Below are 24,250 nucleotides of genomic sequence, written 5' to 3' on the forward strand. Positions count from 1 at the left end.
CATTTTTCCCGAACTACTTCATTTACCTGATTAATTGTTCCGCTTTTGGCAAAATTTGTGCGCCGGATCGCGCGGGGAGATCATAATTGTAAATATCTGTACGATACTGGGTACGCCCGTCGGCCCCGACAAACGCCGTCAGGTAGTAAAGATTGACGGGAATATTGTGGCGGATATTCACGTACCGGGTATCACCTTGTTTCAGCGCATCAGAGATCCGCGTATCGTTCCAGCCGGCATCCTGCAACAGCATGTTCGCCAGTTCAGACGCTTTGTTTACACGAACGCAGCCGGAGCTGAGTGCGCGGGTGTCTTTCTGGAACAGGGTATGGTTTGGCGTATCGTGCAAATAGATAGCGTCGGAACTCGGCATATTGAACTTGTAACGTCCCAGCGAGTTATGCGCGCCCGGTGCCTGCTGGAAACGGAACGGCAGGTTCGAGGCCGTAATTGTAGACCAGTCGACCATATACGGGTCAATCGCTTCTTTACTGTTCCAGCCGCGCATCACCGTATAACCGTGGCGTTCCAGATAGCCCGGATCGTTCCACACCTTAGGCAGGATGTCTTTGCGCGCAAGCGTCGGCGGAACGTTCCACGGCGGGTTCACCACGACATTGTTCAGCGCGCTGCTCATCATCGGCGTTTTACGATCTGGCCGCCCGACAATGACGCGGGACGCCAGCACTTCGTTTCCGTCCTGATAATAAACCAGAGAGTAAGCAGGAATATTGACCATGATGCCGGTCGAAAGCGTACCCGGCAGCAAACGCAAACGCTGGATATTCAGCGCCAGCACCCCTGCCCGCTGCGCAGGAGAGACGTTCAGCCAGTCACGCGTGGACTGACCAATGACGCCATCAGCCCCCAGCCCTTGCGCGGCCTGAAATTGCTTCACGGCTGCCACCAGTTCACGATCGTACGCCGCGGGCTTGTTGTTTAGCCCTACGGCTTTTTTCTCTTTGACCGGGGCAGACGGGCTGACCACCACGTTTTGCGAATCGTCGCCAGGAAGAGCAATGTTAGGCCCGCCGTCGAGGATGCCGGAACGGCTGAGGATTTCACGCAGGGCGGGAACATCGCTGCTCCACTGGCCAGGGCGAAGCGTCGCGGTGGCGCGCAGTTGCGGCCACGGCCGCGAGTCCGCCACCAGCGCCAGTAAGGATTGATGCATCGTGGCGTATTGCGGATGCGCAGGCGCAAGGCTTGCGATAAAGCGCGGCAGTTCACCATTATCCAGCGACAGCTGCCACTGGTTAATCACTGACAGCGCCGGGGTCGCCAGCTTGTAAGGCTTTTGACTATACAGCCAGCGGTTGCCATTAACCGGAATGCCCGCCACAAACTGCAGGTAGCCCATCATCGCATCAGACAACACCACATCCCGCGCCTGGCCGGTAACGGAAGGGTCGGTCAGCAGCTCCACCCAGGTGGTGAACTGCGGCTGGAAACCTGCAATCGCGACTTCCGCAAGCTGTTGCTGAAACGCGCGCACCGCGTCGCGGTTTTCCCACATAGGTTTCATATCACGCGCGGCATACAGCAGCGTGAGCTGGTTGATATAGGCTGGCGTGTAGCCTGACGGCAAGCCCGTCATCAGCTGCTGGCGAAGTGAACCAGTGTCGATCCCTTCGGGTAGCGGCCGGATTCCCGCCATGATCGCCGTCGCCGGAGATTGATCCAGCGGCAGAGACAGCGACATCGGTTGTGTACCCGTCGTTGCAGAGCTGTCCGAAGGCACAACTTCAGGCTCATCCGCCTGTGCGGTAAACAGTGGAGCAAACATCACTGTCAGGCACAAACCCAGCGCTGACAGCTGACGACCACGATTTTTCTTTAGCAACATCCCTTGCCCCCTGTTTTTCACGACATGCCCATCATTCTGGGGCTTATGTTTAGTTAGTATAGGAAGGCATAACCGCAGTTGCCTTGCCTTATGTAAAGAAGTTTAAAGATAACCCCGCTATCAGCACAAGTTAAGTGAATAAAAAAAGCGGCGCTACTGCGCCGCTCTTTGTAACAAAACGCCTCAGGAAGCGTCAGCCGTGCCGGGTAACGACTCCGGTGGCTGCGGTGCAAAGCCGCGCAGACCCACGACGTGTACGTGCTCGCTGTTCTGGAAGACTTTACGCACCAGCTTATAGGTAGTGCCTTTTTCCGGGCTGATGTTCTCTGGTGCCGCGATGATAAGCTGCATATCAAGACGGTCGCACAGCTCAAACAGCGTGGCGATAGAGCGGGCATCAAGACGCGCCGCTTCATCAAGGAACAGCAGGCGGCATGGGGAGATATCTTTGCCGCGCAGACGACGCGCCTCATCTTCCCAGCTCTGCACCACCATCACCAGAATAGACATCCCGGTACCGATAGCCTCACCTGTTGAGAGCGCACCGGACTCGGCGCGCAGCCAGCCGTCTGAACCACGGTTGACCTCCACTTCCATCTCAAGATAGTTACGGTAATCCAGCAGTTCTTCGCCGATGGTTTGCGGCGTGCGCTGCCCCATATCAATCTGCGGGTTCAGGCGCTGGTACAGCTTCGCCAGTGCTTCCGAGAAGGTCAGGCGGTTGCTGTTAAACAGATCCTGATGCTGTTCGTGCTGCTCGGACAACACATCAAGCAGCGTCGAGTGGGCCTCACGTACGTTCACGTTCAGACGCACGCTGTTAACCTGTCCAAACGACACGCTCTGCAGTCCCTGGTTCAGCTGACGAATACGGTTCTGCTCGCGCTGAATGGTTTTGCGGATGATATTTGCCACGCTGCGGGAACTGATTGCCAGCTTCTGCTCGCGGGAGGTTAACTCTTCCGTCAGGCGACCCAGCTCGATTTCCATCTGCTCGATGGCTTCGACCGGATCGTCGGTGCGGATGATATCCTGGCGAATACGCTCGCGCAGGTGCTGGTAAACCGCCACGAAGAACTGGATTTTACGCTCTGGACGTTTTGGATCTTCGGACATGCGCAGCACGTCGCGCAGATGTTCGTTATCCGCTACCGCCAGACGCAGCGCACCCAATGCCTTATCCGACATGGAGCGCAGTTCATCCCCGGAAAGGTAGGCCAGCTCGCGACGGTGCAGACGACGCTCAACGTTATTGTCTTTCACCATGCGCATCACCGCGCACCAGCCCGCCTTGGCGGTCACAACCTGCTCGCGCATTTCGTGATAGTCACGTTCCAGCTTGCGCAGGCGACGCGTCAGGTTGTCCATCTCCGCTTCACAGAAGGTCAGCGCTTTTTCCAGCTGATTACGGCGCGCACGGTTGTTGCTTAACTGGGCATGCAGCTCGTCGCGACGAATACGCGCCCGCTCTTCCGAGCCGCTGTCGGCGCGAACCCCGATATCCTGCAGCTCTTTGTGTAAATCGTTAAGAAGCTCTTTCTTGGTGTCATAGGAGCTTTTCAGCGAGGCCATGACCTGGCTGTACTGACTCAGCTGCGCAGCGTGCGTACGCATGGCTTCACGGGCGCGGGTACGTTCCGCTTCCGCCTGCTCAAGACGCTGGCGAAGTTTCTCGTTAAGATCGCTGTTACCGCTGAGCATTTCAGCGGAATCAGAGTAGCCAAAGTGGGCGCGACGCTGCACCACTTCCGTCAGGGCAAATGCCTGCTGGCGGGCTTCGCGCTGTACCTGCTGAGACCAGGCGTAATCTTCTTTCAGCTGCTCATACTGTTCCGGATCGCTCTGGAGCACCGAAAGCACCGGTTCCAGTTTCGCCAGCTGATTACCATGCTGCTGAATGAAACGTGCCGCTTCCTGCGCTTCATCCAGACGTTCCTGAATTTCATCGACGCGATCGGCCAGCGTCTCGTCCGCCAGAAGGTTAAGACGCGGCAGAATGCGGTTGAGCGCGGCTACGCCCTCTTTCGCCTGTTCGAACTGTACACGGCTCTGCTGGTTATCATTTTCATGATTCGCCAGCGCGCGTTCCAGTTCACCCCGGCGGGTGTTGAGCTTGCGAATTTCGGCTTCCGGGTCGGCGTCAAACGCCACCGCCAGATGGCTACCGATAAAGCGGCTGAAGGCCTGATGCAGACGCTGGGTTTTCTGAACGTCGAACGACAGGGTGGCAAAACGCTCTGACAACGTTTCACGTTCAGCATGCAGACTTTCGATACGGTTTTCACGCGCGGCACGACCAAACAGCGGCAGTTCCGGGAAGCGAGAATAGCGCCACTGGCGGTCGGCAATTTTCACCACCACCGCTTTTTCAAGCTCGTCCACGCTGAACACGCTGTCATCGAATGACTGCGGATCCCCTTCGATTAAATAGAGATCTTCCGGGCAATCTTCCAGACCGGCCAGCTGCTCAGAAATCTGCGACAGATCGGGCACGACGATCGCATTACGCGACGGGCCGTACAGCGCCGAGAAGTACGGCGCGTCATCCAGACCCACGTCGTCATAAATTTCCGACAGCAGTACGCCGCCAAAACGTTCCGCCAGCGCATTCAGGCGCGCATCTTCTGCACCGCCCGGCTGGCTTAAGCGTTCAATCTCTTCGTCAACTTCACGTTTACGGTTACCGACTTCATCACGCTCAACGATCGCTTCACGCTCACGCTCCAGCAGTTGTTGCAGGTATTCCGTAACGTCCTGGCCGGATTCAAACGTTTCCCCGCACTGCTCGCTGAGCTGGCTCAGGCTGCTTTGCGCGGCAAGCCAGATCGGCGCGCGTTGCAGGAGCTTTTGCGAACGAGACTGGAGCTGATCCATTTCCTGACGCAGGTTCATGCGCTGTTCGCTGGCGCTGGAAACGCTGTCAGAAAGTGAAGCAATTCGCGCTTCCAGCTCCTGATGCAGGGCTTCAAGATCGTCGAAATCGTAATTTTTGCCCTGACGTTTGCAGAAATCGGCCAGCAGACGCTCGGCTTCCTGCTGTTCGCGTAGACGCTGTTCCAGTTCGTTCAGACGCATACGCAGCGGCTGAACCTGTTCGGCCAGATGGCGCTGGTTCATACCGTCACGCAGCAGTTCGCGGGCAACGCTCCAGGCGTCGCTACGCGCAACCGGGCCATTGATCGCCACGACCAGCTGGTATGCCTGCTCAAACTGGCTGTGCGCCGTTTGCGCCACGCTCATTTTCTGATCGAGCGACAGCAGTTTCTCGGTGGCTTCCTGCTCTTTCGCCTGGAAGGTGTCCAGCCAGTCTTCCGCGCTCTCTGGCGTTAAGTCCGGCAGGTGACACAGCTCTTTCGCACGCTGCAGGGCCTGCAGCGCCTGGGTGTACTGAATCGCACGGGTCTGCTGCACGTCCAGCGCCTGCTGGTAATCGGCGAGCTGGCTTTTCAGCTCATCCACTTCCAGTTCGGCCGCTTCGGCGCGCGCTTCGTTCTCTTCCTGCAGATCGGCGGCTTCGGCCACCACTTCGTTTTGCTCTTCAAGACGAATTTGCAGCTCATCGAGATCCGCTTCGTAGCGCTCGATTTTTTCCTGCTGACGCAGCGCGGTCTGCACCAGGTTCAGGTGATCGCTGGCGGCCTGGTAATCGGCTTCCAGATCCCCTTCCGCACCGTTGTGCTCACCCAGTTCGCGCGCCATTTCGACGTGCTTATACTGCTCAGCCACCAGCTGCTTACGGGATGTAAACAGTTCGCGGCGGTACTCCAGAGCCTGATCGAGATGTATGCGGCGCTCGTTGGCGTGACGCATATAGTCTGCCGCCACGTAGTTAGTGGCTTCGCTGATCAGATGTTTAAACAGATCGCGGTCAGACTGGGTCACGCGGATCGCTTCCAGCGTCATGCGGTTTTCACGCAGTGCGGCTTCCATGTCCTGGAAGGCTTTACGCACGCCGCTGTTTTCTGGCAACAGGTAGTCGCGCAACGAGCGGGTAATGGCGCTGGAGATACCGCCGTACAGGGACGCTTCGATCAGACGGTAATATTTGCTACGGTCGGATGCAGTCCGCAGACGACGGGCAACCACGCCCAGATCGAACATCAGGGAGTGGTATTCGGTAATGGAGTTGAACTGCTTAAACTGCACGCCTTCGATAGCTTCAAGCTTGTCTTTCAGCTCCTGAAGCGTCAGCACGCGCGCCTGACGTTCGTTTAAGGTCTCCGTCAGCAGCGCGGTCGGCTGCACGGAAGTCGGCAGGCCCTGAATGGCGAAAGGTTTGATATCAACCTTACGGTCACGGCCTGCCACCTGTTGCAGACGCACGCCAACCACCACGCGCTGATGACGGGAGTTGATCACGTCCAGCACCGAATAACAGACGCCCGCTTTCAGCTTACCGTGCAGGCCTTTGTCACGGGAGCCGCTTGTCGCGCCCGCTTCGGTGGTGTTTCGGAAGTGCAGCAGGGTCAAATCGGGGATCAGCGCCGTGACGAACGCCGCCATGGTGGTGGATTTACCCGCCCCGTTACCGCCGGAGAGCGTGGTGACCAGCTCATCCAGATCGAAGGTTCGGGCAAAGAAGCCGTTCCAGTTAATCAGCGTCAGTGAGCGAAATTTACCGCGTTCAATCATTACTCTTCCTCCCCGCTTTCCGGCTGATTCTCTTCATGCTCATCATTGAGCTGCAAATGGTTTTCCACCGGCATCGCTTCACCGTCACGGATCATGCGTAGCTGCGCCTCACGCGCATCGTCGCCCGCGCGCACGTCGGCACCAAAGCGGAAGACTGATTCCGTAATGCGGAACTTGCTGCTGTCATGGCCCATAAACCAGACCATACCCAGTCGGCGCAGACGGTTCAGAGAAGAGCGAACTTTTTCCTGCAATTTCTGACGATCAAGGTCTGACCCCGTCGAACGGTTGTTCACCAGCTTGAGCAGCTTGCTTTCATCCGCCAGCGCCAGCAGCTCATCGTAAAGCTCCTGTTGCGTGAAAATACCTTCGTTCGCCAGACGTTCCGGGCTGAGATAGAGATAGCAGAGAATTTTCCCGACCATCATGTCCAGCTCGGAAAGCACGGAGCGCGGAATGAGCGTCGTGGAGCGCGGGCGCAGATAGAAAAAACCTTCCGGCGCACGAATAAGCTCAACGTTGTAACGCGCGTAAAACTCTTCCAGATACTCCTGGAAGTCCATCAAAAAGGCGTGATTATCCAGCTCGTCAAGGCCAATGTGACGACCGGCACGTAGCTGGCTGTCCAGCGCCGGAAACAACGGATTCGCCAGCGCCTGTGCCAGCTTAACTGGCATCACGTTTTCAATATTTGTCAATGACATGCGCCTGTACCTTGGCTCCGTAATCGTTAATCGGCTGCCACTTCGGCGGCAGCCCGGTGAAATCTGCTTGCGCGACGCCCAGGCGTACGGCCTGGTCGACGACAATGCGGGCGATATCGAAATGGCGCGCCCGAGGATATTGCGCCAGATAGTCGCGCACCACGAGACCAAGATCCAGCGGCACTTGTCTGGTTTTGTAGACCGCGAGCTGTTCTTCGATCATCGCCGCAAGCTGCTCGCGAATTTCGTTGAATTCTTCGAATTCCAGATCCGGTGGCAGTTCACCGGTCACTTCTTCATCACGCAACGCCATCTCTTCATCGCGCATATCCAGCAGGCGATCGGCACTTGCGTAGGTCAGCGCCCAGGGCGCATCGAAATAGGTCTGTACCGACTGGCGCAAACGCTGAGCAAAGACGCGGTTTTTATCCATATCAATCGCGGTACGGATAAATTTATGCACGTGTCGGTCGTAGCCAATCCACAGGTCAATCGACTGCTGGCCCCAGCTAATAATGCGGTCAAGCTTGCTTTGTAAATCAAATACCAGACGGTCGACAAAGTGCAGATCGTCGTGGGCAAGCGTGGCATCCTGAATACGCAGCAGGTTAGCCTGCAGCTTATCCCCTGCCGCCTCGAGGGTGTCCTGCAGTTCGCGCAGCGTACCAGAGGTTTCTGACAGCAGGAGTTCGCAGCTGGAGATGGCCGCCCGCCAGTCTTTATTCAGCAGTTGTGCGATATCGTCTTTCACCTGCTGCTGCTGTTCGTCCATCAGACGCTGGGTCAGATCGATACTGTCAAAGATCTCGGCTACCGAATATTTCAGCGGCGCGTAGACGTTGCGGTGCCAGTGGAATTCATCGCCATTCTCATCTGCAGCATCCGCGGCACGCTTCAGCTCGCCCGCAACAATCGAGAGCTGCATAGAGAGGCGCAGCGTCGAAAACTCACGCTGGCGGATGTAATAGTCGGTAATGCCGATACCCAGTGGCGTCAGACGATAAATGGCGTTTCCTTCCGCCTGCTCGCTGGTAAAGCGGTTCAGCAGACGTTGACGCACCATGTCGTTGATCGCGTTGTTGGCACGCACGCTAATGGTTTCGCTGGTTTGCTCAAACGCATCACTGACATGGCGGAAGGCATCCACCAGTTCACCCTCGCTCATTTCACCATCAAGCCGCTCGCCGTTCAGCGTAGCCACCGCCAGCAGGAAAGAGAGTCTGTCTACCGGCAGCGAGATGGAGAAATCATTTTTTCTGGCCCAGGCAACCAGTTCGGGGACTGTCTGGGAAAATTCACTCATAGATTATCCTTGCATCTGCGGCTTGCGCGCGGTGACGTGGATATAGCGGCCAAGGCTTAAATAAGGCTCCTGGCGGCAGTACCGCGTTTCAATTTCTGTTAAGGCGTCTAAGCAGTCATGCTGTTTTTGTTTATCACGCAGATAGTCATGAAACACCCTCACGCCCGTTTTACCGGTGATCTCCCAGCCGATCTCCTCCAGCCAGCCATAGACCTGCTGCGGTTCACGCGGAAAATCCGGCGACAGCGTGCGCCGTTTCTTTTTATACATGCCCTGCTGAACGTAGCCGAAATTGCCCACCAGCACGTTTCGCATTAACAAGCCGTTTGCGTTGTAGAACATCAGCGATAACGCCCCGCCCGGGCGCAACATCGACCACAGCGTTTTTAGCACCGCCTGCGGATCGGCCACCCATTCCAGCACAGCATGAAACAATATCAGATCAACCTGCGTTTCCAAATGCTGCGCAATGTCCTGAGCGGCGCAATGTATAAAATGCATGTTGTCGCTCACACCTTTCTCGTCTGCCGCCTGCCGGGCACGCGCCACCATTTCAGCAGAGAGATCGCACAAGGTGACGTGATGACCCCGCTGTGCCATCAGGATGGCAGTCTGGCCTTCGCCACCGCCCGCATCAAGCACACGCAACCTCTGGCCCGGATAGTCGGCAAGAAGCTTGTCGAGATCCTGCCAGAGGATCGTCTGACGCAGCTGGCCTTTAGTCGTGCCATAAATGTTGCGCGAAAACTTTTCCGCGATGTCATCAAAATTGCGATCCCGCATTGGGAGAGTTCCACTCGCTAACTGCAAAACCGCTATTTTGTCACACCCGAGCGGAGAATGAACCTCTCTGGTGTAATATCACTGGCATTCACCTGCTATATGGTTAAAAAAGGAACCAAAAAGGATGCTTTTTACCCTAAAAAAATACATCGGCGGCATGATGCTTCCCCTTCCCCTGCTGCTGCTCGTCATCGCGCTTGGTCTGGCGCTGGTGTGGTTTAGCCGTTTCCAGAAAAGTGGAAAATCGCTTATTACCCTGGGCTGGCTGGCGCTGCTGCTGTTAAGCCTGCAGCCGGTGGCGGATGGGCTGTTGCGCCCCATTGAGAATAAATATCCAACCTGGCAGGGCAATCAGAAAGTGGGGTATATCGTCGTGCTCGGCGGAGGGTATACCTGGGACCCGGACTGGGCGCCCAGTTCAAATCTGATCAACAACAGCCTGCCGCGGCTTAATGAAGGCATTCGCCTGTGGCTGGCTAATCCGGGTGCCAAACTGATTTTCACCGGTGCCGCCGCGAAAACGAACCCGGTCAGCACGGCGGAAGCCGGGGCGAGAGTGGCGGAATCGCTGGGCGTACCGCGCTCGTCAATCATCACGCTGGACAGCCCCAAAGACACTGAAGAAGAAGCCGCCGCGGTGAAAAAAGCCATCGGCGACGTTCCGTTCCTGCTGGTAACCTCTGCCTCCCATCTGCCGAGAGCGATGATTTTCTTTGAGAGCCAGGGGCTACACCCGCTGCCGGCACCGGCTAACCAGTTGGCCATCACCGCACCGCTGAATCCGTGGGAGCGGGCGATCCCGTCCCCGGTGTGGTTAATGCACAGCGATCGCGTGGGCTATGAGACGCTTGGGCGGATCTGGCAGTGGCTCAAAGGTGTGTCAGGCGAGCCACGGCAGGAGTGATTTTGCCGCAAGATCGAAGTTGGCGCGACTGAAACGCCCGGTATTGACCAGTTGCGCGACTTCATCCCAGAGCAAGTAGAGCCAGCGCCGCCACAGGAAGGCCTCTGCCACCGGCGCGCGCTGCAAGTAGTGCCAGAGTAAACCTTCTGCCGCGCCGCTGTCGCTTAGCCTGAACAACTCGTACTCACGCGGTGCCCAAAGCATGATGCCCGGCCCGACCATCGCCAGCAGTTGATCGCTGCGCGGATCTTTAAGCATGCTGCGCAGGGTAAAATTACCGTGTACCAGCACACAGTTGTCGTTAAAACCTTCGAACAGGGCCGGCAGGCATTCCCGGGTGCGGAACAGAATGCGTTTGTCCTGCATGGTGAGGCCGGTGTTGTTGAACTGGTTTAAGGTTCCCCACAGCACCTCAATGCGCTGGCGATACCAGAGCGGCCACAGGTTCTCCTGCGTGCTGTCAACCGGGCCAACGAGACCACGGCTGTCCTGCCGGTGCCAGGCGAGCAGCGCTTCCACAATCTGGTCTTTTAACTGCTCCCAGCGCTCTGGCGTGCGCGCCGGGGCTTCCACCGGGACACCGCGTAACCGCTCAATCAACAACACGTCCGGGCCGGGATGTTCCTCATGGGTCATCACACCGTAGACTGTCGGCATACGGACCGTCCCTTCGCGCGCCAGCATCGACATTTTCCAGGCCAGCTGTCGGGCAACGCCCGGCGAGGAAAAACTCCTCGCCATTAGCGGCATCGGGTTTCCCTGACTGTCATACAACGCCCAAAGCGCGGTATCGGCCTTTTCATTCACGCACTCCACCCGGCTTAATGTCTCCCCGAGCAGATGGCTAAGTTCGGCACGCAGTTGTTCCATATGAGATTACCCCCATTAAGACTACTGCTTTTATAATGAGCGCGTCAGGGGAAGATGTCACCCGACAGAGATCAATTAAGGCACTGAAAAGGGAAATAACCTGGCGGGAAACTGTCCCCCCAGGCGGGGGGACGACGGAAAAATTAACGCATTTCGGCGCGAACGCGCTCAAGATCGTCAGGGGTATCTACGCCAGTACCCGGCACTTCCTGGGCAACCGCAACGTGGATCTTCTCCCCGTACCACAGGACGCGAAGCTGCTCCAGCATCTCGATATGTTCCAGCGGGCTTGGTGCCCAGGTGACATAACGGCGAATGAAACCGGCGCGATAGCCGTAGATGCCCAGATGGCGCAGGAAGGTGTCGCCAATCGCCTCTTTTGAGACGGCAAAACGATCGCGATCCCAGGGAATTGCAGCGCGTGAAAAATAGAGGGCATACCCTTCGGCATCCATCACCACTTTCACCGCATTCGGATTGAAGGCTTCTTCTACGTGGTGAATCGGCACGGCGAGCGTCGCCATCCCCACCTCACGCTGCGCCAGATTTTCCGCCACCTGACGAATGATAACCGCCGGGATCATCGGCTCGTCGCCCTGGACATTCACGATAACCGTGTCGTCACTGAAGCCGCATTTTTCAACCACTTCCGCCAGACGTTCGGTACCGGACTGATGATCGGCACGGGTCATGCAAACTTCTCCGCCTGCCGCTTCCACCGCACGCGCCACGTCCGGGTGATCGGTGGCAACAATCACGCGCTCGGCACCCGATTCACGGGCACGCTCAAGAACGTGCACAATCATCGGCTTGCCGTTGATGTCCACCAGCGGTTTACCCGGCAGGCGCGTTGAGGCGTAGCGGGCAGGAATGATGACAACAAAACTCATGGTTTGCTCTCTTCCGCGACCAGGGAACGGGCTTCGTTTTCCAGCAGGACCGGAATACCGTCACGCAGCGGGAACGCCAGGCTATCCAGTTTGCAAATCAGCTCTTGTTTGTCCTGGCTGTAGTACAGCTTGCCGTTGCATACCGGGCAGGCAATGATTTCAAGTAAACGGTGATCCATAGTTCCTCCGTAGGGGTAATCGCTAAATCTTAACACATTCCTTTTTCAGGGAGTGCCTGTTTCCCAGCCATGTCGACAGGCGTTAAACAGCCCGTCGGGCAGACGCCCCAGCGTCACGCGGTGGGCGTCCTGCCAGCGCGCAAACTCGCTAATCGCGGACGTTAATCCTTTTTCTAAGGTCGCGGTGACTTTCACGCCGTCCTCAAGGTAAAGCGCAATGATTTCAAGCGTGCCGGTTTTGCGGTGCATTTTGGCATCCATCCGCCCGACAAGCTGCCCTTTGTGCAGTAACGGTAACACGAAGTAACCGAACTGGCGTTTCGGTGCCGGGGTATAGCACTCCAGCCGGTAGCTGAAATTAAAGAGCTGCTCAGCCCGTTTTCTGTCCCAGACTACCGGGTCGAATGGCGAGAGTACCGCGCTGTGGGTTGCCTGCAGTTTGCCATCAAGCGCCTGTGGCAGCAGCGGGAGGAGATCCGCATGCAGCCACATTTCGCCCAGCGTGTCCACCGAAACGGGGACGACACGCTGCTCCTGCTGCCACCTCTCCAGCAGCGGTTTCAGCGCAGGCTGGCGAAGACGATAGTAATCCGCCAGCCATTGCGGGCGGAAAATCCCCAGGCTGCGGGCGCTGTTCTCAAGCATGACGGCTTCAGCCGCCTCCTGAGTGAGGAGATCGCGCTGGTCGTCCCAGTGCGGCATCACGCGGTGCGTCAGGTCATATACACGCTGAAAGTTACGCCGCTCAATCACCATGACTTTGCCGGAAGTAAATAGCCCTTCCAGATGTCGTTTGTGCGGCTTCCATTCCCACCAGCCGCTGGCCCCTTTACGGGGATGTTCAAAATCAGCGGACCGTACCGGCCCCTTCTCCTGAATATGCGCGATCAGTTGCTCAATTTCAGCGGCGTGCTCCAGCATCCACTCCTGGCGGTATTTCCAGCCCATCTTATCCGGGGAGAGCATCCGATGGCGGACCAGCGCGAAGTCGCTGCGCGGAAGGAAACAGGCCTCGTGCGCCCAATATTCCATCAGCTCGCCCTGCCTGAGGGCGTTGTCGAGCCACTGAGGCTGATAGTTCCCCAGACGGCTAAACAGCACCAGATAAGGACTGCGCGCCACGATATTGATGGTGTCGATTTGCAGTAGCGACATGCGCTGCACGGTAGAGAGAATATCGGTGGGCTGAGCGCGACGACGCGGCTTTTTCAAAAGCCCCTGCGCGGCAAGGTGAAGATGACGTGCGGCTGAAAGCGAGAGTTGCGGTAAAGACATGCGTTTTCCTGTCCGTAAAAGCGCCACCAGAACCGCAGTTGCTGTTAATGCACTAACGCAATCAGTTCTTTAAGCAGTTGCTCCGGTTGCTCGCCGCTAAGCTCAGCGTCAACCGGCAGATACCACCAGTTTTCTTTCGCGAAGGCACGGCATTTCACCGCGTCTTTTTCGGTCATGATCAGCGTCTGCTCAGGCGACGCCAGGGCGTTAACCTGCTCCGGTACCAGCGCCTGATGGTCGGCCAGCGGAACACGCTTTTCAAGTTTTGCGCCGCACTGTTCCAGCGTCGCGAAGAAACGCGGAGGATGGCCAATGCCCGCCATCGCCACCAGTGAGGTCAGTTGGGCGACCGCTTTCCTTTCACCGGTAAGCAGATTTACCGCCAGCCCCGGATGAAGGTGCATCGGGATCTCCCCCGCTCTGGCTTCACCGCCGTTGACGATAACCGCATCAACGCTTTTCAGGCGAGAGGCTCGCTCACGCATTGGCCCGGCCGGTAACCACCAGCCGTTCCCGAAACGGCGAACACCGTCAATGACAACAATCTCTTTGTCACGCGCGAGGGCATAATGCTGCAGGCCATCGTCAGTGATGACAATCTGAACCGAGTGTTCTGCCAGCAGGGCCTGCACAGCCTCGCTGCGCACCGGCGAGACTGCTACCGGCGCGTGGGTACGCTGAAAAATCAGCACCGGCTCATCACCCGCTTCGGCGGTAGTGGTATCAGGGGTCAGCAGCAACGGATACTGCACCGCATTTCCGCCATACCCCCGCGACACAACCCCGGCGCGGATACCGCGTTTTTGCAATTGCTCCACCAGCCAGATCACCACCGGCGTTTTACCGTTTCCGCCTGCGGTTAAATTCCCCACCACAACAACCGGCACCGGCGCTCGCCATGCACGCTTCAGCCCAAGCCGGTACAGCAAGCGAATAGCACCGCTCACCAGGCCATACAGCCAGGAGAGCGGCAGCAGCAGTCGCCAGAGAGGAGATTCACCTGACCAGATGCGTGCAATCATTGACCAAACTGCATCTTATGAAGCTGGGCATACACGCCGCGGTGAGCCAGCAGATCGGCATGGCTGCCGCGTTCAACGAGAACGCCATCTTCAACGACAACAATTTCGTCAGCCTTTTCAATGGTCGACAGACGGTGCGCAATGACCAGCGACGTACGGTTCTTTTGCAGCTCATCCAGCGCGGACTGGATGGCACGCTCAGACTCGGTATCCAGCGCAGAGGTGGCTTCATCAAGGATCAGGATTGGGCTGTCGCGCAGCAGGGCACGCGCAATGGCAATACGCTGGCGCTGACCACCAGAGAGCAGAACGCCGTTCTCGCCGATGATCGTATCCAGGCCGTTATCCATCTTGTTGATAAAGTCCATGGCATAGGCCATGCGAGCGGCGTTTTCGATCTGCTCGCGGCTGTACTCTTCCGTACGCGCATACGCAATGTTGTTGGCAACCGTGTCGTTAAACAGGTGTACGTTCTGGGAAACCAGCGCAACCTGGTTACGCAGCGACTGCAGGGTATATTCCCGCAGATCGTGACCGTCCAGCAGAATCTCGCCCTGGTCGATGTCGTAGAAGCGGGTGATCAGGCTGGCAATCGTTGATTTACCGGAGCCAGAACGCCCAACCAGCGCAACGGTTTTACCCGCCGGGAGATTAAGGCTGATATCACGCAGCGCAGGCGTTTCGCGGCCAGGATAGGTGAAAGTGACATTGCGGAACTCAAGGTCTCCTTTGGCGCGGACAATTTCGCGCGTACCTTCGTCTTTTTCCTGCTCGGAATCGAGGATGCTGAACAAGGTCTGGCACGCCGCCATCCCGCGCTGGAACTGCGCGTTGACGTTAGTCAGCGATTTCAGCGGACGCATCAGCGCAATCATAGACGAGAAGACAACGGTAATCGTACCTGCCGTCAGGGTATCCATCACGCTCGGGAAGCTCGCCGCATACAGAACAAAGGCCAGCGCCAGAGAAGCAATCAGCTGAATAATCGGATCGGAAATGGAAGAGGCCGACACCATCTTCATCCCCTGCAGACGCATTTTATTGCTGACCTTATCAAAACGTTTGGTTTCGACTTCCTGGCCACCAAAGATCAACACTTCTTTATGACCTTTGAGCATCTGCTCTGCGCTGGTAGTCACCTGCCCCATCGTATTCTGCATGTTTTTACTGATATTGCGGAAACGCTTAGAAACAAGGCGGATAGCGAACGAAACAATCGGCGCTAAAACGATAAGAATGATCGACAGCTGCCAGCTGTAGTAGAACATCATGATAAACAGGCCGATGATCGAAGCACCTTCACGCACCACGGTGATCAACGCGCTGGACGAGGAAGAAGCAACCTGTTCTGAATCATAGGTAATACGCGACAGCAATGTGCCGGTAGACTGCTTGTCAAAGAATGCGACCGGCATGCCCATCATGTGGCTGAACAGTCGACGACGCATGGTCATTACCACTTTTCCCGATACCCAGGAGATGCAGTAGCTGGAGACGTAGCTGGTGATACCGCGCAGGATCATCAGGCCAATAACCACCAGCGGCATCCATAGCAGCACCGATCGATCTGTTTTACCAAAACCGTCATCCAGTAACGGTTTAAGAAGCGATAGCATAAAGGTATCGCTGGCTGCGTTGAGGATTAACGCTACGCCCGCCACGATCAAGCCTGATTTAAAAGGTGCAATCATCGGCCAGAGTCGGCGGAACGTTTGCCACGTGGAGAGATCTTTGTCGTTATGCATTCAAAAAACCAGCATTTGTTGAAATAGCCGCATATTCTACCCGTTATCTACGCGCACGCCAAACCACTGATGATACCAACGAGGTAAACAGCCATCCCGTAACCGTCGGATTTGCGTGCCATGTAGCGAAAATGTTACCGAAATTTGCCCGGAATGCGGCGTGTCAAACCAGGCATATCCCTCTTTCATGTAACGCCTGACCACTTTCGCTGAAGGAAAATGCCAGGCGTTATAACGCGCCGCAGAAGCTAACGCTATTTTGCCTTCAACACGCTGCACCATGGGGGCAAATGACGATGTATTACTGCCATGGTGAGGTACCTGAATCAGTGTAGACGTAAGATCGCGCCAGCGATGGCTCAGCATCGCCTGTTCAGACGCTGCCTCAATATCCCCTGTCAGAAGCACGCTTTGCTCACCATCATCAATTTTAACAACGCAGGAGCGATTATTGCCCTTCCCCACAAAGCCCGCCGGAGGCCAGCGCACGGTAAAGATTAACCCCTGCCACTGCCACCGCTGCCCACGAAAGCACGGAAGATGTCCGGCCCACCCCAACGGGCTTCTGACCCACAGCTGTGGCCACGTTTTCTGCAAAGATGCTAACCCTCCAGCGTGATCGAGGTGCTCGTGGCTGAGGACAATCCCTTCTGGTTTCAGGTTATGCCAGCGTAGCCAGGGAATGATGAGCTGCTGGGCGCTGTCTCCCCCGGGCCAGGCGAGACCTGTATCGTACAGGATCGCTTTGCCGTGGCGTTCCACCACCATCGCCAGCCCCTGTCCGACATCCAGCATATGCAGGGTCCAGCCCGCGTTTTTATCCGCGCGCCAGAGTGGAAACGCCAGCATCACGCTTGTGGCCAGACACACCGCGGGAACAACACGCCATGCACGGAAACGCCACCCAATCAGGGCAAACCAGGGGAATAAGGTGAGATATTGCCAGCGCTGATCGACCCCCTGCCAGCCATCCGGCAAGCGCATTAACAGCCAGAAGAGCACACCGAGGGATTTATCCGCGGCAAACCAGATTATGGTTTCCAGCGAGGTCAGCGGAAGTAAATGCAGTGCCATGCCGAGCAGAATCAACGGGACCGAAACAAACGTCACCAGCGGCACGGCAAAAAGGTTTGCCACCAGCGAGGAGAGACTCACGCCGTGAAATATCAATACCTGCAGCGGCAGAAGCAGCACCAGCATTCCCGCCTGCAGGTGAACCAGATTCACGATTGGGCGTAACCGACGGCTCCAGCGCCAGTCTGGCAACGGCAGCCACTGGAACCAGAAAATTAACGCGGCAACGGCAAAAGCCGACAGCGCAAAGCTTTGTGACAGCACGGCCAGCGGATCGAGGATCAAAATCATCGCGACACAGCTCAGCCAGACCTGCCAGGAGGACCACTGGCGGCCACTTATCCGCAGCGCGGCGAGCACGGCAAGCGAAACAGCCGTTCGTAGCGCGGGCGGCTGCATGCCGGTAAGCCACGAATAAAACACAGCGAAGAGCAGCCCCGCCAGCACCGGTACCTGCCAGCAGATCAAGTGCACCGGTAATAAAAACTGAAGTCCCCGGGCGAGCAACCAGGCGAGGGATGCCGCCAGCGCAATGTGCAATCCTGATATCGCCATCAGATGCAGCGTCCCTGTCTCACGCATCAGATCCTTTATTTCGCGCGTGACGTTAAGCCGCTCTCCCATACCCAACCCCAACATTACCGGCCCCCATATATAGGACGTGAGCCTGTTTTGCAGTGATGTCAGATAGGTTGCGCGTAAACTGCAATGCGCGTCGACGATCGTGGCCTGAGTAAACCGCCCGCTCAGCGTTTGATGGCGGGCAATGGCGCTTTGCTGCGTGTCATAGCCTCCATCATTGAGTTCACCATGCACCGCCCGCAGGCGAAGCGTCATAGCCCAGCGCTGTCCCACGCACACGGGTTGCGGCAGATAGTTTCCATACAGCGTGATACCCGTTGAGGCCCACCAGCGTTTTCCGTTCAGGGTAACGATCTTTCCCTGATGCATCGTTGCCCCATCGGTGGCGGTGATCATCACCTCGGCCTGCTGTGGCCCCGCGGTTAAATGCGCCATAGGCCAGACGCTTTCTTGCGCGGCGAGAATGCCCCAGCAAAAAAAGAGTAATCCTGCCCCCGTTAGTTTCAGTGCATTTTTTTTCTGAACGCCAAGTGCTACCCCGGCCGCAATCAATACCCAGACGCTATGAAGCCCTGGCAGTACGGGTAACCAATACAATGGAATAATGGCCAGAATGGCACAGACGCTGATGACGGATATTCCCACATGTCCCTCCCTGTTTTGGGAAGTATGCGGGCAGTTCAGGGCGTGGTCAGACAGAAAAAATGCACGTTACAGCCCTGGCTGTAAACTTTTTCACTCGTTTGCAGGAAGGACAGAAAGCATTGCGAGGTGCCTTCAGGATCTAAGGCGAGAAAAACAAAAAAAGCACCCGCAGGTGCTTTCTTTTAACCCAGTTTAACCCGATGGCTAAACTCAGTTACCGTAAATATTGGCGCGATCGCGCAGCTCTTTACCCGGCTTAAAGTGCGGAACGTACTTACCTTCCAGCTCAACTTTATCGCCCGTCTTCGGGTTACGCCCGGTACGTGGTGCACGATAGTGCAGAGAAAAACTACCGAAACCGCGGATTTCAATGCGCTCGCCCTGGGCAAGAGTGGTGGCCATATGCTCCAGCATCTCTTTTACGGCATCTTCCACTGCCTTGGCAGGGATATGCGGTTGCTGACTGGCAAGTCTTTCAATCAATTCTGACTTGGTCATGATTCCTCCGGTTCCTTTCAAACCAATTAGCTTAACAGCTCATTAAACAAGGGCGGCCGTAGCCGCCCTTTGTTATTGATTACAGGATGAATCCTGCAATCTGTCAAGTCCGCCTCACATCCTTTGCGCTGTAAATGCTTTACAGGTCAAGAGAAGGAGAGAACCTGATATTACTCGCCTTTAGCTGCTTTGAAAGCTTCAGCCATTGCGTTGTTAGAGAAGTTTGCATCTTCCTGTTTGTTAACAGTTGCGATTGCATCTTTCTCATCAGCTTCGTCTTTCGCACGAACAGACAGGCTGATTGCACGGTTCTTACGGTCAACACCGGTGAACTTAGCTTCAACGTCGTCACCAACGCTCAGAACCAGAGTTGCATCTTCAACGCGGTCACGTGAAGCTTCGGAAGCGCGCAGGTAACCTTCAACGCCGTCAGCCAGTTCTACGGTTGCGCCTTTAGCGTCAACTGCAGTCACTTTACCGTTTACGATTGCGCCTTTCTTGTTCAGTGCAACCCAGTTGTTGAACGGATCTTCTGCGAGCTGTTTAACGCCCAGGGAGATACGCTCACGTTCTGCGTCAACCTGCAGAACAACTGCAGCGATTTCGTCGCCTTTCTTGAATTCACGTACTGCTTCTTCGCCTGCAACGTTCCAGGAGATGTCAGACAGGTGAACCAGGCCATCGATGCCGCCGTCCAGGCCGATGAAGATACCGAAGTCAGTGATAGACTTGATTTTACCTTCAACACGGTCGCCCTTGTTGTGGGTTTCCGCGAACTGCTGCCATGGGTTGTTTTTGCACTGTTTCAGGCCCAGGGAGATACGACGACGTTCTTCGTCGATATCCAGAACCATCACTTCCACTACATCACCAACGTTAACAACTTTGGATGGGTGGATGTTTTTGTTGGTCCAGTCCATTTCGGAAACGTGTACCAGACCTTCAACGCCTTCTTCGATTTCAACGAAGCAGCCGTAGTCAGTCAGGTTGGTAACGCGACCAGTCAGTTTAGTACCTTCTGGGTAACGCTTAGCGATAGCTACCCATGGATCTTCGCCCAGCTGTTTCAGGCCGAGGGATACACGAGTACGCTCGCGGTCGAACTTCAGCACTTTAACAGTGATTTCGTCGCCCACGTTCACGATTTCGCTTGGGTGCTTAACGCGTTTCCACGCCATGTCGGTGATGTGCAGCAGGCCATCAACGCCGCCCAGGTCAACGAATGCGCCGTAGTCAGTGAGGTTCTTAACGATACCTTTGACTTCCATGCCTTCCTGCAGGTTTTCCAGCAGCTGATCGCGTTCTGCGCTGTTTTCGGATTCGATAACGGCACGACGGGATACAACAACGTTGTTACGCTTCTGGTCCAGCTTGATTACTTTGAACTCAAGCTCTTTGCCTTCGAGGTGCAGGGTGTCACGGACTGGACGAACGTCTACCAGTGAACCTGGCAGGAACGCACGAATACCATTCAGCTCAACAGTGAAGCCACCTTTAACTTTGCCGTTGATAACACCGACCACAGTTTCAGCTTCTTCGTAAGCTTTCTCCAGCGTGATCCATGCTTCGTGACGTTTAGCTTTCTCACGAGACAGCAGGGTTTCGCCGAAGCCGTCTTCTACTGCGTCCAGTGCAACATCAACTTCGTCACCGACCTGGATTTCCAGCTCGCCCTGGGCGTTTTTGAACTGCTCAGCCGGAATGGCGGACTCAGATTTCAGACCGGCGTCAACCAGTACTACGTCTTTGTCGATAGCAACAACAACACCGCGAACGATGGAACCCGGACGGGTTTCGATTGTTTTTAAGGATTCTTCAAATAGTTGAGCAAAAGATTCAGTCATGTTTAATCTTCAGGTTAATATTAACGTCCACCTGGCTCCGTGCCGGATGGGGTTGTTTCACATACCCGCCGTCAATCCTTTGCAGCGGGGGTACTGCTAAATCTGTCGCGATTACGCGAGTGCCAGTTTTTGGCGCGCATATTGTAGCGCTTTTTCAATCACTTGCTCAATAGTTAAACTGGTGGAATCCAGAACTAATGCATCTTCTGCGGGAACAAGTGGGGCGACGGCGCGGTTACGATCGCGGTCATCGCGCTCTTTTATCTCGGATAAAAGGCGTTCAAAGTTAACACTAAACCCCTTTTCCTGCAACTGAAGCATGCGGCGTTGAGCACGTTCTTCCGAAGAGGCATCAAGGAAAATCTTCACTGGTGCATCAGGGAAAACCACCGTTCCCATGTCACGTCCGTCAGCAATCAGCCCAGGGGCCTCACGGAAACCTCGCTGGCGGCGCAGCAGTGCTTCGCGTACGCGTGGGAACGCGGCGACCTGAGAGGCCGCATTCGCGACGTCCTGGGTACGGATTTCACCGCTGACGTCTTCCCCTTCAAGGATCACTTCAAGGTTGCCGTTGGTTGAGACAAAACGGACATCCAGATGGGCAGCCAGGGGAACCAGGGCCTCTTCTGAGGCAACATCCACATGGTGATGCAGTGCAGCCAGAGCCAGCACGCGATAGATTGCTCCCGAATCTAAAAGATGCCATTGCAAGGCTTCTGCCATCGCTTTGCACAAGGTCCCTTTCCCTGCGCCACTTGGCCCATCAATGGTGATTACCGGGGCAACTGCCGTCATCGTTTTCTCCTTAATAAAGGCATACCGTTAACATAAACGCCGCGCATTATACGCGCCAATGTACGCAACTGTTACCTTTGCGTGCAAATTACGGAATTAATGAAGCAGAGTGTAGAAGAAATGGACGGGAATGCGTGTCAGAAAGCGTAAGCAAATGCCGCATCGGGAGATGCGGCAGAACGTTATCAGGCCAGCGTGCTAATGCGGGCCAGCTGTTCGAAATAGTCCGGGAAGGTTTTTGCCGTGCATTTCGGATCGAGGATGGTGACCGGCGTATCGGACAGCGCCACCAGCGAGAAGCACATCGCCATGCGGTGATCGTTGTAAGTCCCAATCTCGGCGAATTGCAGCGTTGCCGGCGGTGTGATGCGAATGTAATCTTCACCCTCTTCAACCGTTGCACCCACTTTACGCAGCTCGGTCGCCATCGCAAACAGGCGGTCAGTCTCTTTCACGCGCCAGTTGTAGATGTTACGTAACGTCGTGGTGCCTTTGGCGAACAGTGCCGCCGTCGCAATGGTCATCGCCGCATCCGGAATGTGGTTCATGTCCATATCAATGGCGTTCAGTTCACCGCGGGTGCAGGCGATAAAATCCTCTCCCCAGGTCACAACCGCGCCCATTTTCTCCAGCACGTCAGCAAAACGAATATCGCCCTGCACGCTGTTGCGGCCAATACCGGTGACTTTTACAGTGCCGCCTTTAATCGCGCCCGCCGCCAGGAAATAGGAGGCTGACGAGGCATCCCCTTCAACGAGATAGTGGCCCGGCGACTGATACTGCTGCGCACCGCGCACCACGAAACGCTGATACGACTGGTTGTCGACCTCAACACCGAAGGTCTTCATCAGGTGCAGCGTGATATCGATGTAGGGCTTAGAGACCAGGTCACCTTTGATGACAATCGTCGTGTCCTGCGGTGCCAGCGGCGCGGTCATCAGCAGTGCCGTCAGGAACTGGCTTGACACGCTGCCGTCAACCTCAACATGACCGCCGGTGAAACCTCCGCGCAGACGCAGCGGCGGATAATTTTCCTGCTCCAGATAGTCAATCTGCGCGCCGCCCTGACGCAGGGCATCCACCAGATGACCAATCGGACGCTCTTTCATGCGCGGCTCGCCGGTCAGCACAACGTCGCCGCTGCCGAGACACAGCGCCGCCGCCAGCGGGCGCATTGCCGTCCCGGCGTTGCCGAGAAACAGTTCCAGCGCCTCAGACGAGCGTAACGCGCCGCCGTTGCCGGTGACGTCACAGCGGGTACGGTCTTCGGAGAGCGTGTAGTGAACTCCCAACGCTTTCAGCGCATTAAGCATATGGCGCACGTCATCGCTGTCCAGCAGATTCGTGAGGACGGTGGTGCCGTTTGCCAGAGCTGCCAGCAGCAGAGCGCGGTTCGAGACACTTTTTGAACCAGGCAGATTGATGGTGCCATCTACCCGCGCGATAGGTTGTAACGTCAGGGATTCCATGAAACTTAACTCTCAACTCAACTGAATAAAAACCCCGCAGCCAGGCTACGGGGGTGAAAAACGGTGCAATTAACCGTGACGACGTTCGAAGTCAATCATGAAGTCGGTCAGCGCCTGAACGCCTTCCAGCGGCATGGCGTTATAAATGGAGGCACGCATGCCGCCAACAACACGGTGGCCTTTCAGCGCGTGCAGGCCTGCAGCAAAGGACTCTTCCAGGAAAAGCTTATCCAGGCCGTTGTCCGCCAGCTGGAACGGCACGTTCATGCGGGAGCGGTTGGCTTTTGCGACGTCGTTGCGGTAGAAGTCGCTCTTATCAATGACGCCATACAGCAGTTCGGCTTTCTGCTGGTTGATTTTGTCCATCTGCGCCACGCCGCCGTTCTGTTTCAGCCATTTGAAGACCAGGCCAGAGAGATACCAGGCAAAGGTCGGCGGGGTGTTGAACATCGAATCGTTATCGTTCAGGACGGTGTAATCCAGAATCGACGGGCAGGCTTTATGCGCTTTTCCGAGCAGGTCTTCCCGCACGATAACCAGCGTCAGGCCGGCAGGACCGATATTCTTCTGCGCACCGGCGTAAATCACGCCGTAGCGGCTGATATCCAGCGGTGTGGAGAGAATGGTGGAGGAGAAATCCGCCGCCACGACCACGTTTTCGCCGAAATCTGGCTCTTCGTGAATGGCGATGCCGTCAATGGTTTCATTCGGGCAGTAGTGAAGGTAAGCCGCATCGCGGGAGAGTTGCCATTCGCTCATTGGCTTCACGGCACGCAGGCCGTCAACGGTCACTTTGGCGTCGATGACGTTTGGGGTGCAGTATTTATGCGCCTCTTTCACCGCGCTGGCTGCCCAGTATCCCGCATCAACGTAGTCAGCGGTCGTTTTGTCGCCCAGAATATTGAGCGGAACGCCAGCAAACTGACCGCGTCCCCCGCCGTGGCAGAACAATACTTTGTAGTTCGAGGGGATGTTCAGCAGATCGCGAAAATCCTTTTCTGCCTCTTCCGCCACCTGAATAAATTCTTTACCACGGTGGCTGATCTCCATCACCGACGTACCCAGACCGTTCCAGTCACACAGCTCCTGCTGAGCCTGCTTGAGTACATCCGCCGGTAACATTGCCGGACCTGAACTGAAATTAAAGACTTGAGTCATTTCCCCTCACCACGCTAAAAGCCATAAGTTAT

18 protein-coding genes are annotated in these 24,250 nt (G+C 56.2%); 1 reads left to right on the forward strand and 17 read right to left on the reverse strand.

Annotated features, from left to right (window positions below; translation table 11 throughout):
* Window positions 1–22: 22 nt before the first annotated feature.
* The 5 genes from ldtD to cmoM all read right to left on the reverse strand — a co-directional run bounded on the left by ldtD (window position 23) and on the right by cmoM (window position 9,268).
* A complete protein-coding gene (ldtD, locus tag ACWKX3_RS08085; protein WP_088207560.1) occupies window positions 23–1,846 on the reverse strand; it encodes a L,D-transpeptidase in 1,824 nt (607 codons plus the stop codon).
* A 183-nt stretch (window positions 1,847–2,029) separates the two neighbouring features.
* Window positions 2,030–6,478 (reverse strand): chromosome partition protein MukB, encoded by a 4,449-nt coding sequence (gene mukB, locus ACWKX3_RS08090; protein WP_088207561.1) that lies wholly within the window; start codon window positions 6,476–6,478, stop codon window positions 2,030–2,032.
* Entirely contained in the window at window positions 6,478–7,182 is a 705-nt protein-coding gene (gene mukE / locus ACWKX3_RS08095) for a chromosome partition protein MukE (RefSeq protein WP_042319452.1), read from the reverse strand. Before mukE ends, mukB begins: the two co-directional genes overlap by 1 nt.
* Complete coding sequence (mukF, locus tag ACWKX3_RS08100; protein ID WP_088207562.1) at window positions 7,163–8,485, reverse strand: chromosome partition protein MukF; 1,323 nt, start codon at window positions 8,483–8,485, stop codon at window positions 7,163–7,165. Before mukF ends, mukE begins: the two co-directional genes overlap by 20 nt.
* A 3-nt stretch (window positions 8,486–8,488) precedes the next feature.
* A complete protein-coding gene (gene cmoM, locus ACWKX3_RS08105; protein WP_006174481.1) occupies window positions 8,489–9,268 on the reverse strand; it encodes a tRNA uridine 5-oxyacetic acid(34) methyltransferase CmoM in 780 nt (259 codons plus the stop codon).
* Between the two features lie 124 nt (window positions 9,269–9,392).
* Between cmoM and elyC the strand changes: the two genes are divergently transcribed.
* Window positions 9,393–10,172, forward strand: coding sequence for an envelope biogenesis factor ElyC (gene elyC / locus ACWKX3_RS08110; protein ID WP_058609226.1), 780 nt, complete (start codon window positions 9,393–9,395; stop codon window positions 10,170–10,172).
* Here the strand turns inward: elyC and ACWKX3_RS08115 are convergent.
* The 12 genes from ACWKX3_RS08115 to serC all read right to left on the reverse strand — a co-directional run bounded on the left by ACWKX3_RS08115 (window position 10,149) and on the right by serC (window position 24,218).
* Window positions 10,149–11,042 (reverse strand): YcbJ family phosphotransferase, encoded by an 894-nt coding sequence (locus tag ACWKX3_RS08115; RefSeq protein WP_058609227.1) that lies wholly within the window; start codon window positions 11,040–11,042, stop codon window positions 10,149–10,151. The two genes, elyC and ACWKX3_RS08115, sit on opposite strands and share 24 nt — an antisense overlap.
* 143 nt (window positions 11,043–11,185) lie before the next feature.
* A complete protein-coding gene (kdsB, locus tag ACWKX3_RS08120; protein ID WP_454541568.1) occupies window positions 11,186–11,932 on the reverse strand; it encodes a 3-deoxy-manno-octulosonate cytidylyltransferase in 747 nt (248 codons plus the stop codon).
* On the reverse strand, window positions 11,929–12,111 hold the full coding sequence (gene ycaR, locus ACWKX3_RS08125; protein ID WP_006174474.1) for a protein YcaR: 183 nt from the start codon (window positions 12,109–12,111) through the stop codon (window positions 11,929–11,931). The genes kdsB and ycaR overlap by 4 nt, the downstream gene beginning before the upstream one ends.
* A gap of 45 nt (window positions 12,112–12,156) precedes the next feature.
* The gene (locus ACWKX3_RS08130) at window positions 12,157–13,386 is read right to left on the reverse strand and encodes a winged helix-turn-helix domain-containing protein (RefSeq protein WP_137271884.1); all 1,230 of its coding nucleotides are present in this window, start codon (window positions 13,384–13,386) and stop codon (window positions 12,157–12,159) included.
* 44 nt (window positions 13,387–13,430) lie between these two features.
* Window positions 13,431–14,408 carry a tetraacyldisaccharide 4'-kinase gene (gene lpxK, locus ACWKX3_RS08135; protein ID WP_400403111.1) on the reverse strand — a complete coding sequence of 326 codons (978 nt, stop codon included), beginning with the start codon at window positions 14,406–14,408 and terminating at the stop codon, window positions 13,431–13,433.
* Window positions 14,405–16,153 (reverse strand): lipid A ABC transporter ATP-binding protein/permease MsbA, encoded by a 1,749-nt coding sequence (msbA, locus tag ACWKX3_RS08140; RefSeq protein ID WP_088207568.1) that lies wholly within the window; start codon window positions 16,151–16,153, stop codon window positions 14,405–14,407. The genes lpxK and msbA overlap by 4 nt, the downstream gene beginning before the upstream one ends.
* Before the next feature lie 36 nt (window positions 16,154–16,189).
* The gene (locus ACWKX3_RS08145) at window positions 16,190–18,454 is read right to left on the reverse strand and encodes a ComEC family protein (RefSeq protein ID WP_102891143.1); all 2,265 of its coding nucleotides are present in this window, start codon (window positions 18,452–18,454) and stop codon (window positions 16,190–16,192) included.
* A gap of 210 nt (window positions 18,455–18,664) precedes the next feature.
* The gene (ihfB, locus tag ACWKX3_RS08150) at window positions 18,665–18,952 is read right to left on the reverse strand and encodes an integration host factor subunit beta (RefSeq protein ID WP_003858233.1); all 288 of its coding nucleotides are present in this window, start codon (window positions 18,950–18,952) and stop codon (window positions 18,665–18,667) included.
* A gap of 170 nt (window positions 18,953–19,122) precedes the next feature.
* Window positions 19,123–20,796, reverse strand: a complete 1,674-nt coding sequence (gene rpsA / locus ACWKX3_RS08155; RefSeq protein WP_006174462.1) for a 30S ribosomal protein S1 — start codon at window positions 20,794–20,796, stop codon at window positions 19,123–19,125.
* A 111-nt stretch (window positions 20,797–20,907) separates the two neighbouring features.
* The gene (cmk, locus tag ACWKX3_RS08160) at window positions 20,908–21,591 is read right to left on the reverse strand and encodes a (d)CMP kinase (protein ID WP_006174460.1); all 684 of its coding nucleotides are present in this window, start codon (window positions 21,589–21,591) and stop codon (window positions 20,908–20,910) included.
* Window positions 21,592–21,776: 185 nt separating this feature from the next.
* A complete protein-coding gene (gene aroA / locus ACWKX3_RS08165; protein ID WP_454541569.1) occupies window positions 21,777–23,060 on the reverse strand; it encodes a 3-phosphoshikimate 1-carboxyvinyltransferase in 1,284 nt (427 codons plus the stop codon).
* 69 nt (window positions 23,061–23,129) lie between these two features.
* On the reverse strand, window positions 23,130–24,218 hold the full coding sequence (gene serC / locus ACWKX3_RS08170) for a 3-phosphoserine/phosphohydroxythreonine transaminase (RefSeq protein WP_400403069.1): 1,089 nt from the start codon (window positions 24,216–24,218) through the stop codon (window positions 23,130–23,132).
* Window positions 24,219–24,250 lie beyond the last annotated feature (32 nt).

Source organism: Enterobacter sp. UPMP2052 (genome assembly GCF_053709675.1).

Excerpts from the sequence above, each read along its gene's own strand:
- ldtD (WP_088207560.1), bottom strand. The coding sequence starts at position 1,846 with ATGTTGCTAAAGAAAAATCGTGGTCGTCAGCTGTCAGCGCTGGGTTTG.
- mukB (WP_088207561.1), bottom strand. The coding sequence starts at position 6,478 with ATGATTGAACGCGGTAAATTTCGCTCACTGACGCTGATTAACTGGAAC.
- mukE (WP_042319452.1), bottom strand. The coding sequence starts at position 7,182 with ATGTCATTGACAAATATTGAAAACGTGATGCCAGTTAAGCTGGCACAG.
- mukF (WP_088207562.1), bottom strand. The coding sequence starts at position 8,485 with ATGAGTGAATTTTCCCAGACAGTCCCCGAACTGGTTGCCTGGGCCAGA.
- cmoM (WP_006174481.1), bottom strand. The coding sequence starts at position 9,268 with ATGCGGGATCGCAATTTTGATGACATCGCGGAAAAGTTTTCGCGCAAC.
- elyC (WP_058609226.1), top strand. The coding sequence starts at position 9,393 with ATGCTTTTTACCCTAAAAAAATACATCGGCGGCATGATGCTTCCCCTT.
- ACWKX3_RS08115 (WP_058609227.1), bottom strand. The coding sequence starts at position 11,042 with ATGGAACAACTGCGTGCCGAACTTAGCCATCTGCTCGGGGAGACATTA.
- kdsB (WP_454541568.1), bottom strand. The coding sequence starts at position 11,932 with ATGAGTTTTGTTGTCATCATTCCTGCCCGCTACGCCTCAACGCGCCTG.
- ycaR (WP_006174474.1), bottom strand. The coding sequence starts at position 12,111 with ATGGATCACCGTTTACTTGAAATCATTGCCTGCCCGGTATGCAACGGC.
- ACWKX3_RS08130 (WP_137271884.1), bottom strand. The coding sequence starts at position 13,386 with ATGTCTTTACCGCAACTCTCGCTTTCAGCCGCACGTCATCTTCACCTT.
- lpxK (WP_400403111.1), bottom strand. The coding sequence starts at position 14,408 with ATGATTGCACGCATCTGGTCAGGTGAATCTCCTCTCTGGCGACTGCTG.
- msbA (WP_088207568.1), bottom strand. The coding sequence starts at position 16,153 with ATGCATAACGACAAAGATCTCTCCACGTGGCAAACGTTCCGCCGACTC.
- ihfB (WP_003858233.1), bottom strand. The coding sequence starts at position 18,952 with ATGACCAAGTCAGAATTGATTGAAAGACTTGCCAGTCAGCAACCGCAT.
- rpsA (WP_006174462.1), bottom strand. The coding sequence starts at position 20,796 with ATGACTGAATCTTTTGCTCAACTATTTGAAGAATCCTTAAAAACAATC.
- cmk (WP_006174460.1), bottom strand. The coding sequence starts at position 21,591 with ATGACGGCAGTTGCCCCGGTAATCACCATTGATGGGCCAAGTGGCGCA.
- aroA (WP_454541569.1), bottom strand. The coding sequence starts at position 23,060 with ATGGAATCCCTGACGTTACAACCTATCGCGCGGGTAGATGGCACCATC.
- serC (WP_400403069.1), bottom strand. The coding sequence starts at position 24,218 with ATGACTCAAGTCTTTAATTTCAGTTCAGGTCCGGCAATGTTACCGGCG.